The organism is Methanospirillum sp. (assembly GCF_035560735.1).
Lineage (GTDB): Archaea > Halobacteriota > Methanomicrobia > Methanomicrobiales > Methanospirillaceae > Methanospirillum.
The window spans coordinates 1-14,012 of sequence record NZ_DATMYY010000123.1; the positions used below are offsets into that span (position 1 = coordinate 1).

Below are 14,012 nucleotides of genomic sequence, written 5' to 3' on the forward strand. Positions count from 1 at the left end.
TAATAAGACGCACCCGCTCACATTTTTCTGAATTCTGGAGGATGAGATCAACTGATCAAAGAAATAAACCGGATATATTTTTCATACATTCCGTAAAACAGTAATATCCTGACAACCTATTCTCATGATACAGCGTATGAATATTCTTGAGACACGGGCGATCACGTACGAATATCGTGGTGGCATTACTGCCCTTCATAATGTGTCAGTAGCCGTGCCTCGCAACGGATGTGTTGCACTGCTGGGATCCAACGGAGCAGGTAAAAGCACGCTGATGAAGCACTTCAACGGAATTATTACTGCAAAAAGTGGCGAAGTACTCGTAGATGGAGAACGTGTATCAAAAGAAAACCTGCGTGTTGTCAGGCAGAAGATAGGAATGGTCTTCCAGAACCCAGACGACCAGATTTTTGCTCCTACTGTCTGGGAAGACATCGCCTTTGGTCCCACCAACCTTGGTCTCTCCCCTGAAGCAATTCAGGAGAGGGTGAATCAATCGCTCCAGCTCCTTGAGGTTGAGCATCTGGCAGACAGGCCCCCGCATCACCTTTCAGGTGGGGAAAAAAAGCGAGTTGCTATCGCTGGGATACTTGCCATGAATCCCGAGATTCTTGTCCTTGACGAACCCACATCCGGCCTTGACCCTCTCGGAATTAGGGAGTTAATTGGGCTTTTAAGACGACTTGTGCAGACCAGGCAGATATCACTGATGTTTTCAACCCATCATGTTGACCTTGTTCCTGATCTGGCCCGGTATGTCTATGTTATGCATACCGGAGAGGTTATCGGGCAGGGGACGGTTGAAGAGATATTTGCAGATGTATCACTTCTCTCAAGGGCACGGCTGGATGTTCCGATTCTCACAAGGCTGGTCACTTCCCTGCAAAGCCGCGGAGTGCCAATTAAGGCAGGGTACAGATTCGAGGATGTTGAGCAGGCTCTCTACTCGCTTATATCTGAAAAACCGGAAATGCGATGATAGACGAACTAACATCTATCGATTGGGACGCATCCCGGAGTTCTTTCACTCACAACCTGGATGCCCGCGTTAAACTTATCCTTGTTCTGCTAATGATCATCCTGGTGGTCTCATATCCCATTTCCTGGGGAATTGTATACATTGCAATCCCCTTTGGCCTGATCATTGCCAGTCTGTGGGCCTTATCGACTCTTCCAGTTAAAACCTATCTCACCAGATTTGTCATGACCCTGCCGTTTGGATTTTTTATCATCTTTTTCCAGATTTTTTTTAAAAACAGTCACTACCAGACCGCAACTGAGATACCCCTGCCATTCCCGTTCTTTCCGGTATACTATGAGTCCGTCGAATTTGCCACCCTGCTGCTTCTTAAGTTCTTACTCTGCATTAGTGCCATCCTGCTCCTCTCCTCTACCACACCGATGCAGGAATTACTCAAGGCAGGACGAAGACTCGGCCTTCCTTCGGTGATGGCCCTCTCGCTCGGAATGATGATCAGATATCTCTTTTTGTTTGCAACAATGTATACCCAGATACATCATGCCCTTCAGGGAAGAAATTTTGACCCGTGGGCAAAAGATCTCCCCTATCGCTACAGGATCCGGACACTGGGATACGCGATGGGAGTTCTCTTTTTGAGAGCATATGAGCAGGGTGAACGGACATATTCAGCAATGCTCTGCCGGGGATATGGCAGTCATGCACTTGATCATCTGCAGAAGAAAGCCCTAACCCACATCGATCTTATCGTGCTCACAGCACTGGGGATCGCAATGCCGGTCATAACAGCATCTGCTTTTTTTCTGTATGGGTGAAGCAGAAAATTAGAAACGATATTGAACATCACATAAAAAATCAGTTAAGATGACCAGAACCAAATTTCACCAAAGCTTTGGTGATCTCTCTGGGGGTCATTACCTCTCTTACCTGTCCGGTATCAAGAGCTGCTTGAGGCATACTTCTTATCGGAGCAGTTGCAGGGTCCTGCACAATAGTATACCCACCAAGGGATCGAATATGGGAGATACCTGCAGCACCATCCTGTCCCATTCCGGTGAGTTCAATACCAAGGAGCCGATCTCCTTCAACATGCTGAAGTGAAAGCATTGTACGATCTATAGAAGGTTTTACACCATGCAGTTTTGGACCATCATCAAGATGTATCATCCGGTTCTGTTCCAGAACCAGATGCCTGCCTGCAGGTGCAATAATGATCCTGCCCTCGGAAAGCCGGAGTCCTTCTTCTGCGATAACCGTCTCCATACCAGTTATATCAGCGATATGTCCCCTGAAGGTTTTAGTAAAGGCTTCAGGGAGATGTTGAATAATAATTATAACAATCGGAACGACAGGAAATCCAGTAAAAACCTCTTCAAGGATATGCGGTCCACCGGTAGAAGAGCCGATAATCGCTATCTTCATGAAATCTGGTCCTGATGCCCCTCAACCGGTAAAAACCCGGTATAATACCGGACCCTGCTCACCAGATTATCAGGGTCAAAGGGCTTTGTAACATAGTCCAGTACCCACTCCTGAAGGCCAATCATTTTGGAATCAGGAACATCCTTTGCAGTAAGCATGACAATAACAATTTTTTGAAAGAGATCTTCTTCGAGTATTTTGGAGATGGTGTCCCACCCATCCATCTCAGGCATCATAATATCAAGGAGGATAAGACCGGAGAATCCTGAACGTAACTGATCAATACAAACAGCACCACTCTCTGCGTTCACAATCTCATAACCAGCGTCCTTCAGGATGGTGCGGACTGCAATCCTGACATGAGCGTCATCATCGACAATCATCACCTTTTTTTTGGGTTCGTCATCCTCCATTAGTTACACATCCCGGTCTGGTTCCTCTGAATAATCTGTGTCTCTCCTAAAAATTCCCTTGCTCATGTAATGTGCTACTTCTGAACTCAGGTATTTTTTTTAGGTTCACAAGAAACGTTGCCCCTTTCCCAGATCCTTCACTCCGGGCTTTGATAATGCCACCATAAATATCTACAATACGCCGGGCAATAGCAAGCCCAAGCCCGTGAGAATTCAGATCGTGACGGGAAGAGTCTGCTTTGAAGAACTCATCAAAAATCCTGGGTAGAGCGTCTGCAGGAATACCAATCCCGTTATCTTTGATCCTAATGCATATTGATTCAGGTTTTTCCTCTGCTGTGATTATTATGGAACCATCAATATATGAGTACTTGACCGCATTCCCGATGAGATTACCCATCAGTGTTTCAAGATGCATTGGAGAAATCATAAGAGAGAATGAATCAGGGATTTCATTGCTTACGAACAGACTTTTTTGGTGGATCAAGTACGTATTATCTGAAATAATCTGATCAAGGGCTTCATGGAGATTTATCTGCTGGAGATCAGAAAGCGAATAAAGGGCATTCATCTGGGCAAGTTCGAGGATCTTGGTCAGCATCCGTCTTATCGTCTTTACATCCTCTATTGAGACGTTAAGAAGATCGATGAGTTCAGGATCACTTATCTTCTTGCGCACATATGGAAGTATAGCCACAAGCGGGGTAAGAGGAGTCTTGAGATCGTGACCGATCTGCATGATAAACTCATCTTTCTGGCGGAGTAACTCCTCAATCTGGGTTGTACGGATCCGAACCCGCTGGTCCAAGTCCCTGTTCATGTCAAGGAGCTGGCTCCGCATGGCATCAAGTTCGAGTGTCTTCTGTTCAAGCTGGTTTGCATACCTCAGGAGGTGCTGCTCAACCTCTTTTCGTTCGGTGATGTCCTGAAGAATGCCAAACGATCCTGTTACCGCACCTTCCCTCATCCTGGGCTGGCCATGAATTCTTATGTATTTAAACTTCCCAGCCGGGAGATCTATCCTGATATCAAACCCGAACTCGCCACTAGTGGCTGATTCATTTAAAAAATGCTTTAAAAGCTGGTTTTTGTCAGGATCTGAAGTGATATGTATGAGGTCACCGAGTGTGATGACGTTCATGTCAGATGGAAAAACCAGGATTGAGAAGACTTCTGGTGATACCCTGAAGGTTTTAAATTTTACATCATATGACCAGAGACCAAGTTTGGCAATTCTTCCTGCCTGCTCAAGTTTCCACTCAGACTCATGAACCAGATGTTCATACTGCTTTCTTCTTGAGATATCACGAATGACACCTTCGATCCCCAGAAGGTCGCCATCTTCGGTATAGACAAGACGGCAACTTACTGAACCGGTAATCATTTTACTTCCAGCACCTTTCAGAATGAGTTCATAATCCTTGACCCCGTTACTATTCAAAACCTCAGACAGAAAGATCGGCCAGTTATCAGGGTACATAAGCAGGGCCTCCATGCTCAATCCGATGAGGAGGGCAGAAGATTGGTACCCAAGTGCCGTCGCCATGGAGGGGCTGATCTCAAGAAGTATTCCGGCTTTATCAGTTCGGTAATACATGTCACCGATATGCTCGATAACACTCCTGAATTTTTCCCGGCTTTGTGCAAGATCGGTCTCAACCCTCAAATTCATCATACCGGCACCAACAATCCGGCCTATGATCTTGAGGGCCGTAATATCATGTTCTTTCAGGACCTCTTCCGTATTCCAGAGGATAAAGCACCCATATATTTCCCTTTCATACAGAACCGGAATAATGAGGAGGGTCGAAACTCCTCTCTCAAGCATGGTGGCATTAAGTGCAATCGGAACAGTCTGCAGGGTGTGGATAAGATAGGGCTGACTGCAGAATATATCAGAAACCTGCCTGGACCTACAAAGATCTATTGGAGAAATGTCGTCCCATCCTTCACCGATGAGAAAACCGTATCGTCGTGACCAGAGTACCTCCTCACGAAGAGGTATCTGATTATCAGATTCAGTAGTAAATTCAAGGAAGGAGATAAACGGAATCTGAAGAAGTGAGCCTACCCGACTCACAACCTGCTGGACCAACCTGCCAGGAAACGAGATTTGATCAGATGCAGCAATTTCGTGAATTATATTGATGAGAGTAGTCTCGTGAGACTGTTGATCCCCAGCAACTTGATGACCTGTTATACCAGAAACAGCCAGTACGATACCAGTTACCCGCGATGATTGATCATCTAGAGTCCTGATCGGGATGATCGTGAGAGTGGTTTTATCACCTGAACGGGAAGAGCCTGATCTGAAGAATGGATATTCTATAATAGATTCAGAGGATACAAGAATCCTCTTCAATATACTGGGGAGATCTTTTAAAGGCCCATCCCACATGAAGGCCTGATTTACAGGCTGACCTACCACATCTGGAAGACTGTCAGGAAAAAGTGCGAGAAAAGGTGGACTCGCATACTTTACACACAGTTCAGTGTCAAGAATACAGAACGGATTTGAAAGAAAAGGAATCAGAGCGTTGGAACATTCATGAAGAGGCGGAGTGGTCATTTCAAAATTCACCATATCGGCCACAATATATACTTGATCAAAAGTTGTCAGTTCAATATTCTGGCTTGCCTCCTTATAGACTCATCTCAGGATCTCATAATCAGACTCATGGGCATATCTGATCAGAACACTAACATGTACACAACTGGATAAATTATGGGTCGTCGCAGAAAGATAGAAGAGGTTGATGGATTTCTCAAACTGACTGTTAAGGTGAAGCACCAGATTAACGGAGAGGAGAAAACATTCATCCAGGCACTGAACCATTCTCTTTCTCCACAAGATCTAAAATTCACAATAGAAGACGATCTCTTTTGTGCATACCTGGCAACATTCGATCCCGATTCCTTCAGGGTTATTTTAGAAGATATCCGAAATCAGACACGTATAACTGATTTTTATAAGAGCGAAGGGCTTTGCGATCCAGTATCTTCTCTACTCGAACAGATACTTTCCATCGGCAGTTATGGCATCAGATATGGAAAGCGGATCTATATTGGATATGCTGATGAGCGAAAGGTTTCAGACAGGAAAGTAAAAGAATCGACAAGGGGGATCCATTACTATACCAGGGATCATCAGTTTTCACATAATCGAAATCCAATTCCAAAAGGAAGAGAGAACACAATTGTCTGTGGCGACAGCGAGGATGTCCTGCGATCATTTCCTGACAATTGCATCGATCTGATTGTCACATCACCACCATACAACTTCGGGATGGAGTACGACAAGACCGATGACGGAGTAGACTGGAATGCATACCTCGACAAACTTTTCAGGGTTTTTACCGAAGGAATCCGCGTACTCACCTTCGGCGGCAGATTTATTGTCAATGTCCAACCCCTCTTTTCAGATTATATCCCTCTTCATCACCTCATCTCCTCGTTCTTTATGCAACAGAAGATGATCTGGAAAGGTGAGATCCTCTGGGAGAAGAACAACTACAACTGTAAATATACTTCATGGGGGAGCTGGAAATCCCCATCAAGCCCATACCTGAAATATACATGGGAGTTTATCGAAGTTTTCTGCAAAGGAGACCTTAAAAAACCGGGCCGCAAAGAGGATATCGATATCACCGACGAGGAGTTCAAATCATGGGTTGTGGCAAAATGGTCCATAGGGCCTGAACGAAGGATGAAACAGTATGATCATCCTGCCATGTTTCCAGAGGAACTCATCGAACGATGCATGAAACTTTTTTCATATAAGGGAGATATTGTTCTTGATCCATTCAGCGGAGCTGGAACCACCGCAACTGTTGCCACTCGTCTTGGAAGACGCTACATAGGTATCGATGTGTCAGAGGAATATTGTGCAACCGCACGGGAACGTATTGCCAAAGAAAGAAAAAGCGGGATTCAGTCAAACCTGATCTGAATCTTGTAAATAAAAGATGAGATTCCTGCCTGGTTACCTGCGCCGTCCTATAACCAGAACAAACCCACATATGAGAGCAATAAGAGGAACAATCGGACTGACAGGGGATTTCTTTGAATAGTTCAACATTCCCGCTGCATACGCTTTATTAGATTGGGCTAGTTTATTTTCAGGGGAAATAGCAAGAGCCTGTTCTGACGCTTTCAACTCCTCTTGGTACTCTCCAAGAGATCCATGAGCGGTGCCTTTAATGATCCATGCCTCGGTAAGGTTTGGATTAATCTCAAGAGCTTTTGATGCATATGTGAGAGCCTCACGATCTGCTCCGCTCTGTTGTTTAAACGAAGCCATAGTTGCTAGCACATTTGCATCTTCAGGATCAATTGCCATTGCCTTGTCAAGAGCTTCTTTTGCACCAGTCATATTTCGAAGGTTCATGAGTACACTAGCACGGGTGACAAGAGCCAGGGTAAAATTCGGTTGGATCGAGAGGGCCTGAGCAGTAAGATTATCTGCCTGAGTGAAGTTGCCTGCAGTTGCCTCATCCACTGCCAGGTTGTAGAGTTGGACCGCTCCGATATTGTCGTGACGAATCCCTGCCGCAGAGACTGGTATGGCTATACTCATGATAGTACTCAGGAGCAGGAGTATAAGGATCAGAGAGGGGCATCGAATCATAGAATTATGTTGATCAGGATCTCATATCCAGATATCTAAAAAAGAAAAGTCGAATCAGGTATTTAGGTGTCTGGAAAAGAAGAATTATCCTTCAAGTGGAATCGTTGTAAGTTTGACAGTCTCGACTCCTTTTTGAGCCATCAGACGTTCAGCAACTTCCTTGACCTCTTTCGCATCACCCCTGACAAGCAGGACCTCAACGCATCGGCTGTGTGAGACATGTGAATGAAGCGATGCTTGTATCAATCCCATATAATCATGCTGGATATCGGTGATAGAGGCAATAAGTCCCCGCTGATGATGATCATATACAATGGTGATGACACCCTGCCGCGGTCCGTTTATATCAGCCATCCATTTGTAATAACGGATATACGATCTGATGGCGTCCCTGATCCCTTCTGATCGAGACGAATAACCCCTGGTCTTCAGGATCTGATCAAAGCTATTGAGAAGATTAGAAGGAAGAGAGACACCTATACGTGAGAGATCGTGTTCCTGGAGCTCTTCAACTTCTTGATCAGATAGTAAGTCAGGCATAAGGATACTATTTGTGTCATTTCGTTTAATTTTTTCTTATTCAGTATGCTTCATACTACTTGGCATAAACGTGCAAAATGTTTCTGCTAAATAAAATCCAGTTCAAAGTAGATAGATCAAGAACAAAAATGTCATCACTGCGTCACCACGCCAGTTGTTTAGAATACGAGAGGTGCTACCGATACCCATAGGGCAGCTTTTTGTGTGTTACGCCGAGTGACTATTCAGACTTTTTAAGCAATGCAGTCAGTACTGCTCGAAGATACTTTTTGCCTTTGATTGTGAGAAACCATTCTTCCCGGTTTACTGCCAAAATAATAAATTGCTTCCCAAGACTTTTGATCTCATCAGGAGTGAAATACCGAGTAATAATCCCATCTCCACGAAGATATATCCCTTGATCAACCTCCCGACCCTGGCCATCCCGCATATCACCTGATGCAAAAACTGTCAGAGCAAGAGTGCCTCCCGGCCTGAGTACACGAAAGATCTCATCCATCAAAAGAGGTTGAAGAGATGAAGAAAGATGACCAAGAATGTGATGAGCATACACAAAATTCACCTGGGTACTTCTAACCGGTATCTTGCATACATCGCCAAGCAGCAGATGAACATCAGAAAGCTCTGGATCGGTTCTGCAGATTTGCAGGGCTGCTGGTGAGAAGTCAAGCCCAATACATAGGCAACTTTCGCTGTCTCTGACACGAAGGTTCTTCCCGTCGCCAACTCCCAGCTCAAGAACAGTGCCACAAGGGAGGGTTTGAATAAATTCTGCAGGAGCATTTCCCCATTGTCTCCCTTTCTCGCGGTACCTTCTATCCCAAGCCATCTGCTGCTTATCAGGAGATGATGAAACAAGAGAATCAGAAGAGGGGAGAGAGGGCATATTACGCCTCGTTTGATCCGTCAAATCCTCTGCACTTGCAGGACCCTATTGTAATGACACAAATGCCTGCAAGCAGGGCAATCAGACTGGCTGCAACAGATACTGAGAAGAGACCGGCAATATATCCTCCAATAGCAGGAAGAAAAGTCATACCTGCATAGCTTGCTGTGGTATAAAGACCCATCGCGACCCCTTGTTTCCTTTCTGCCATAGCAAGGTAACTTATCTGGGATATCATAACAAGACCAGCAACAAAACCCATGATAAATATCGATGAGGGATATTGGACAAAAACCAGTACCAGAATTGCCATAAGAATTGCAGATATCCTGATCAAGAGCACAGGTTCAATTCTGAACCAGGGAGCAGTTATCGATGAGATGATTGTTGCAAGGTTCATAACCGCAAGAGCGGTTCCAACCTCTGATGCCGCGAGTCCTGACAGATCAGGATAAAGGGCCTGGACAAAACCTGTAATTCCGAGGAGCACAATGACCGAGAACCAGAGTGGTGCCTGTCTTCGGATCATGGCAGAAACATCAGAGAAGAGGGGCCTCCAACCCTGCTGTGAATCCTCATGTGTCAGGACTGATGCACCTGTCAAATCCACGTTTCTTATACTGAAACAGAAGAGCAGGGAGATAACCGGTATCACAGAGATGATCGTAAAAAACCTGATTCCGGCAGTGAGATCGCCAAAGATACTTGTGATCCAGCCTCCTCCCACAAGTCCGAGCAGGAGCCCCAGGTTAAGCAGTGCCATGAAAATGCCTGAGAATCTTGCATGCTCTTTCTGATAATTTATCCAGGAGAGTGATGCAGAAACAAACAACCCTGCACCGATTCCTTCAGCCAACCTAATGAGCAGGATCAACACAGGATCGCTTACCATTGCCAGAAATGCACCAGATAGTACTGTCAGTATCATGCCAGCAATGACGACCCGAAACTGGCCGATACGATCGCTGATGATACCACCTGGAAGCGTGGTTATCATGGCTCCAAAGAAATATGCAGAGTAGATGAATGTCTGAATCTGCAATGCACCATTAAGACTTGGCAAAATTGGAATTATGGCATTTGAAAGGGCCATCAGAGAGGCAACACCAAAAAAAAGACTGAAAAGAAAGAGATTTGATCGGGTCATCTTATCACCGATCTGATCAGACAAGGCGATAGGTTTCCAGGTTCATCGGAGCCATGGTCTGGATATGATATTTCTTGTAGATGGAACTTGCAAGATCCAGAGTTTTGCTCTCTTCTCCATGAATCGTGAAGATTTTTTCAGGTTTTGGCTGCATATGAGAGACGAAGTTCATAAGCTGTCTGCGGTCAGAGTGACCCGAGAACCCGTCAACTGTGAAACATTCTAGGTTGATAACAAGGGTCTCCCTGTTGCCAATCGGTATCTCACGCCATCCTTTCTGGATACGACGGCCGAGTGTCCCATCTGCCTGGTAACCGACAAAGACAAGGGCACATCGCTCATCTGCACCAAGACTGCGCAGGTACTCCATGACAGGACCACCGTTTAGCATACCACTGGTGGTAATAACCACACAGGGATCCCCGGTGATGACTTTTTCCCTCTTATCAGGTGAGTCGACCTGTTCAAAGCAGTCAGAAAGGAATGGATTGAGACCCTCTTTAAAGATGAGATTTCTGAGATCAGAGTTCAAATACTCTGGATAGGTTGTGTGAATTGCGGTTGCTTCCTTGATCATTCCATCAAGGTATACTTTCATCTTTGGAAGTTTCTCAAATCTGATACCCTCTTCAATGGCAAGCATAACCTCCTGGGAACGACCGACTGAGAATGCAGGGATAATGACCTTTCCACCACGGCCGATCACATCACTGATAATACTATAGAGTTTCTCTTCAGCTTCTGCACGCGGTGGCTGCATGTCGCCTGCACCACCATATGTTGACTCCATAAGCAGGGCTTCGAGTCGTGGGAAGTGGTTTGTAGCAGCATTGAAGAGTCTGCTTTTGCCATAGTGGATATCTCCAGTAAAGGCAACATTGTAGAGGCCGTCACCGATATGGAAGTGGGCTATTGCAGATCCTAAGATATGTCCTGCATTATGGAAAGTCAGCTTAATGTCAGGTGCGATATCAGTCACACAGCCATAATTGATGACAATCGAGTGCTTGATGTACTCCTTAACCTCATTCGATGAGTAGGGAATGGTGTTCCCTTCCTTGTTCATCACATCAAGGTAATCGAGCTGAAGCATGGCTGCAAGATCACGGGTTGGCGGAGTAGAATAAACCGGTCCGGTGTACCCGTACTTGTAAAGGAGCGGGATATAAGCACAGTGATCGAGGTGGGCATGAGTGAGAACCACTGCATCGAGTTGTGTAAGCGGGTGAATTTCAGGGACATAGAGATATGGTGTAGATGTTGAATTCCCTGGATTTTCACCGCAATCAATAAGGATACGACTCTCAGGAGTTGTGAGAAGAAATGCTGCACGACCAACCTCCCGACAACAGCCGAGAGTAGTGACTCTGATCCACTGGTCTTTGGCAATGACATCACGGTGGATCCGTCTCCCAATCCGCCTGAGCAGTTCTTTACGCTCCTGATGGGCTGCACGGAGATATTGCCTAACCTGTTTGACAGTTGAGGACTCGATTGGCGGTGTCCGTACGACCTTGGGAGTCCATCCAATCTCCTTGGTGATATCGCGGAGCGTTGCACCATTCTTTCCAATGACCACACCAGGCTTTTCAGCCTCAATGAGCACTTCGCCTGTATCCTGTTCAAAAAAGATGTCAGTGATACCTGCGTTATCTCCGACAACTTCCTTGATAGCAGTGACGGCCCGTTCTGGATCTTCCAGAATCGTTGGTCTTACCACAATACGCTTGCGAAGTTCCCGGGCAAGGATCTTTATCAGATCGTCCTGATCAGCAAAACTTTTGGGATCATCTGTGTAGATGACCAGTTCAGGTCCTTCAAACTCTACCGATGCAACTGTGATACCTTTTGGTACCTTACGCTTGATCTTCTCATGCAGTTCTTTGAGTCGTTCCTCGATTAACATTACAACCGTCCTAAAAAAAGCAGTAAAAAAACTTGAAAATGGATATTTAATTTGGTATTAACTGGCTGACTTCAGTTTCAGATAACTCACGATATGCTTCTTTCGTGATGACTACTACTGCCATACTCTCTCCTGAACCTGCATCACGCTTGATTGCAGACCGTAATGCACGTACAGCAAGTTCGGATGCTTCCTTCTCACTCATTGCAGGTTTGAACCTGTCCTCAAGGACTCCGTATGCCATTGGAGATCCTGAACCGGTGGCAACGATCTTATCTTCACGAGAAGAACCACCGACAGCATCCACAGAGAAGAGCACCGGACCGGATTCATCGACACCACCGATAAGAAGCTGCACATAATACGGATAATACCGGTTTCCGTGCAGAACGTTGGAAAGAAGTGTTGATGCAGCACTGACAGACAAATTCTTACCGCGACGAATCTCATAGAGATTTGCCTCGACGGTCATTAGTCTGGCCAGTTGCTGAGCATCACCAACGCCACCAGCAGTGGTGAGACCAATTCTCGACCCAATCTGGTAGATCTTCTTTGCAGTCTTATTGGAGATCAAAAAGCCCATCGTTGCCCGCCTTTCGCTGGCGAGCACAACTCCGTCTTCAAATACAATGCCGACGGTAGTTGTTCCTTTCATTGTTTCATTCTGTTCTGCCATAGCAAACACCAGGAATAATATAAATGCAGTGCAGAAGGATTGCAGGGTGCAAAAATGCCTATGCTAAGAGCATCCTGCAATAATTTAAAGATTGTTATTGGTATTTCTCATCAAGAAGGACTTTGATGAGATCCCGATCAAAGAGAACACTCTTAAGCCGGTTATCCCCGTTCACTACAGGAAGCTGGTCGACACGGGCCCGTTTCATCTTTAGGGCACATTCACTAACTTCTGCATTTGGGGGCACCATGACAACACTTGTTACCATTGCAAGCTTAACCGGCCGGTTCGGAAGCTGTACCCGGGAGATACCATAACTAATGTGATGAACATCCCTGATGCTCTCCCAGGTCCATTCATCATCATCAGTACCGGTGGTAGAAAGATCTGAGGTCTCAACAGAGTCCTCTATCATTGCACACCGAATCAGGTCACGTTCAGATATGATCCCCTGCAGTTTGCTCTCCTTATTTAATATAGGAATGGCTTCAAAGCCTGATATTTCCATGATCCTGCCAACTAATGGCAGAGGAGTCTCTTCCCAGAGAGCAAAGGTATGGCTTGTAAGACGCTCTTTAATCTCTTCTTCAATTTTCATCCTGGCAATGGCCAGCACCAGATCTGCAACACTTATCAAACCAATCAATTCACCCGCAGAATCTACCACAGGTAAACGGCGGACGTTGCTATCTGACATCATCTTTGCAGCCTCAAAGATGGTTGCATCTGCCAGGATTGTGAGTGGACTTGGCGTCATCAGCAGGGCAAGCTGATTCTCTTCAGGTTTGTGGAGAAGATCCTTTCTTGTAATGATCCCTACCAGTCTGCCTTCTTTGAGAACAGGCACTCCACTGATTCCGGTTCGTTTTAAAATTTTAAGAACATCGTCACGGTTTCCTGGAATTTCCACAGTGACGACATCAGTCGTCATGTAGTCAGATACCAGTTGAGCCGTTGTTATGATCTCACCACCAGAACTGAGACCGAACTGTGTTCTACCACAAAGGAACTGACGCTTCCGAGAAGAAGACGGTCCACATTACTCTTTCCGTGTGAACCCATCACAATCAAATCTGCATTCAGCTCCTGACCTGTTGCAATGATCGTGTCTCCTGCATGGCCCTGTTCAAAGTGGGTCTGCACCTCAATACTCTTCTTCTTGGCAATCTCTTTGACCCGGTCCAGGGCTCCGGAACCCTCCTGCTCAAGCAGGCTGTACATCACTTCAAGTTTACTGTCTACCGGGATGTCGGTAAACAGGCCGGTCTCGACGACGTAGACCGCATGCAGGTTTGCTTTCCAGGCACGAGCCTGCTCAACGGCAGCTTCGAACGCTTGTTCACTTACTGCAGATCCGTCAATCGCAACGAGAATCGTTTTATACATGTGGTCCCCCTCCTAAAGGCTGTTCAATTA

Annotated in this window: 14 protein-coding genes; 3 read left to right on the plus strand and 11 right to left on the minus strand. The window is 45.8% G+C overall.

From position 1 onward, the window contains the following. Positions 1–136 precede the first annotated feature (136 nt). A complete protein-coding gene (locus VN429_RS03830) occupies positions 137–979 on the plus strand; it encodes an ATP-binding cassette domain-containing protein (protein WP_325629967.1) in 843 nt (280 codons plus the stop codon). Further along, positions 976–1,794, plus strand: a complete 819-nt coding sequence (gene cbiQ, locus VN429_RS03835) for a cobalt ECF transporter T component CbiQ (RefSeq protein WP_325629969.1) — start codon at positions 976–978, stop codon at positions 1,792–1,794. Before VN429_RS03830 ends, cbiQ begins: the two co-directional genes overlap by 4 nt. 40 nt (positions 1,795–1,834) lie before the next feature. On the opposite strand, the gene VN429_RS03840 is transcribed toward cbiQ, so the two are convergent. From VN429_RS03840 to VN429_RS03850, 3 genes are read right to left on the minus strand one after another with little or no spacing between them, the layout of a single operon-like run. Beyond that, a complete protein-coding gene (locus VN429_RS03840) occupies positions 1,835–2,401 on the minus strand; it encodes a CheB methylesterase domain-containing protein (RefSeq protein ID WP_325629971.1) in 567 nt (188 codons plus the stop codon). Then, positions 2,398–2,814: a response regulator gene (locus VN429_RS03845; RefSeq protein WP_325629973.1), complete on the minus strand. Its 417-nt coding sequence runs from the start codon at positions 2,812–2,814 to the stop codon at positions 2,398–2,400. The genes VN429_RS03840 and VN429_RS03845 overlap by 4 nt, the downstream gene beginning before the upstream one ends. A 46-nt stretch (positions 2,815–2,860) precedes the next feature. Next, positions 2,861–5,383, minus strand: coding sequence for a PAS domain-containing sensor histidine kinase (locus VN429_RS03850; RefSeq protein WP_325629975.1), 2,523 nt, complete (start codon positions 5,381–5,383; stop codon positions 2,861–2,863). Between the two features lie 156 nt (positions 5,384–5,539). On the opposite strand from VN429_RS03850, the gene VN429_RS03855 reads away from it, so the two are divergent. Next, positions 5,540–6,763 carry a DNA-methyltransferase gene (locus tag VN429_RS03855; protein WP_325629977.1) on the plus strand — a complete coding sequence of 408 codons (1,224 nt, stop codon included), beginning with the start codon at positions 5,540–5,542 and terminating at the stop codon, positions 6,761–6,763. Positions 6,764–6,796: 33 nt separating this feature from the next. Here the strand turns inward: VN429_RS03855 and VN429_RS03860 are convergent, their stop codons facing one another. The 8 genes from VN429_RS03860 to VN429_RS03895 form a co-directional block, all read right to left on the minus strand. Continuing rightward, the gene (locus VN429_RS03860; RefSeq protein ID WP_325629979.1) at positions 6,797–7,390 is read right to left on the minus strand and encodes a tetratricopeptide repeat protein; all 594 of its coding nucleotides are present in this window, start codon (positions 7,388–7,390) and stop codon (positions 6,797–6,799) included. 135 nt (positions 7,391–7,525) lie between these two features. Next, positions 7,526–7,981: a nickel-responsive transcriptional regulator NikR gene (gene nikR, locus VN429_RS03865; protein ID WP_325629981.1), complete on the minus strand. Its 456-nt coding sequence runs from the start codon at positions 7,979–7,981 to the stop codon at positions 7,526–7,528. 220 nt (positions 7,982–8,201) lie between these two features. After that, on the minus strand, positions 8,202–8,867 hold the full coding sequence (locus tag VN429_RS03870; RefSeq protein WP_325629984.1) for a class I SAM-dependent methyltransferase: 666 nt from the start codon (positions 8,865–8,867) through the stop codon (positions 8,202–8,204). A 1-nt stretch (position 8,868) separates the two neighbouring features. Continuing rightward, positions 8,869–10,014: an MFS transporter gene (locus tag VN429_RS03875; RefSeq protein ID WP_325629986.1), complete on the minus strand. Its 1,146-nt coding sequence runs from the start codon at positions 10,012–10,014 to the stop codon at positions 8,869–8,871. A 16-nt stretch (positions 10,015–10,030) separates the two neighbouring features. Then, positions 10,031–11,920, minus strand: coding sequence for a beta-CASP ribonuclease aCPSF1 (locus VN429_RS03880; RefSeq protein WP_325629988.1), 1,890 nt, complete (start codon positions 11,918–11,920; stop codon positions 10,031–10,033). Positions 11,921–11,966: 46 nt separating this feature from the next. Continuing rightward, on the minus strand, positions 11,967–12,596 hold the full coding sequence (gene psmB / locus VN429_RS03885) for an archaeal proteasome endopeptidase complex subunit beta (RefSeq protein ID WP_325629990.1): 630 nt from the start codon (positions 12,594–12,596) through the stop codon (positions 11,967–11,969). 94 nt (positions 12,597–12,690) lie between these two features. Further along, positions 12,691–13,527: a CBS domain-containing protein gene (locus VN429_RS03890; protein ID WP_325629993.1), complete on the minus strand. Its 837-nt coding sequence runs from the start codon at positions 13,525–13,527 to the stop codon at positions 12,691–12,693. A gap of 26 nt (positions 13,528–13,553) precedes the next feature. Next, entirely contained in the window at positions 13,554–13,982 is a 429-nt protein-coding gene (locus tag VN429_RS03895; protein ID WP_325629995.1) for a universal stress protein, read from the minus strand. Between the last annotated feature and the right edge of the window lie 30 nt (positions 13,983–14,012).

Coding starts and splice junctions, on each gene's coding strand:
- VN429_RS03830 (WP_325629967.1), top strand. CDS start 137: ATGAATATTCTTGAGACACGGGCGATCACGTACGAATATCGTGGTGGC.
- cbiQ (WP_325629969.1), top strand. CDS start 976: ATGATAGACGAACTAACATCTATCGATTGGGACGCATCCCGGAGTTCT.
- VN429_RS03840 (WP_325629971.1), bottom strand. CDS start 2,401: ATGAAGATAGCGATTATCGGCTCTTCTACCGGTGGACCGCATATCCTT.
- VN429_RS03845 (WP_325629973.1), bottom strand. CDS start 2,814: ATGGAGGATGACGAACCCAAAAAAAAGGTGATGATTGTCGATGATGAC.
- VN429_RS03850 (WP_325629975.1), bottom strand. CDS start 5,383: ATGACCACTCCGCCTCTTCATGAATGTTCCAACGCTCTGATTCCTTTT.
- VN429_RS03855 (WP_325629977.1), top strand. CDS start 5,540: ATGGGTCGTCGCAGAAAGATAGAAGAGGTTGATGGATTTCTCAAACTG.
- VN429_RS03860 (WP_325629979.1), bottom strand. CDS start 7,390: ATGAGTATAGCCATACCAGTCTCTGCGGCAGGGATTCGTCACGACAAT.
- nikR (WP_325629981.1), bottom strand. CDS start 7,981: ATGCCTGACTTACTATCTGATCAAGAAGTTGAAGAGCTCCAGGAACAC.
- VN429_RS03870 (WP_325629984.1), bottom strand. CDS start 8,867: ATGCCCTCTCTCCCCTCTTCTGATTCTCTTGTTTCATCATCTCCTGAT.
- VN429_RS03875 (WP_325629986.1), bottom strand. CDS start 10,014: ATGACCCGATCAAATCTCTTTCTTTTCAGTCTTTTTTTTGGTGTTGCC.
- VN429_RS03880 (WP_325629988.1), bottom strand. CDS start 11,920: ATGTTAATCGAGGAACGACTCAAAGAACTGCATGAGAAGATCAAGCGT.
- psmB (WP_325629990.1), bottom strand. CDS start 12,596: ATGGCAGAACAGAATGAAACAATGAAAGGAACAACTACCGTCGGCATT.
- VN429_RS03890 (WP_325629993.1), bottom strand. CDS start 13,527: ATGACGACTGATGTCGTCACTGTGGAAATTCCAGGAAACCGTGACGAT.
- VN429_RS03895 (WP_325629995.1), bottom strand. CDS start 13,982: ATGTATAAAACGATTCTCGTTGCGATTGACGGATCTGCAGTAAGTGAA.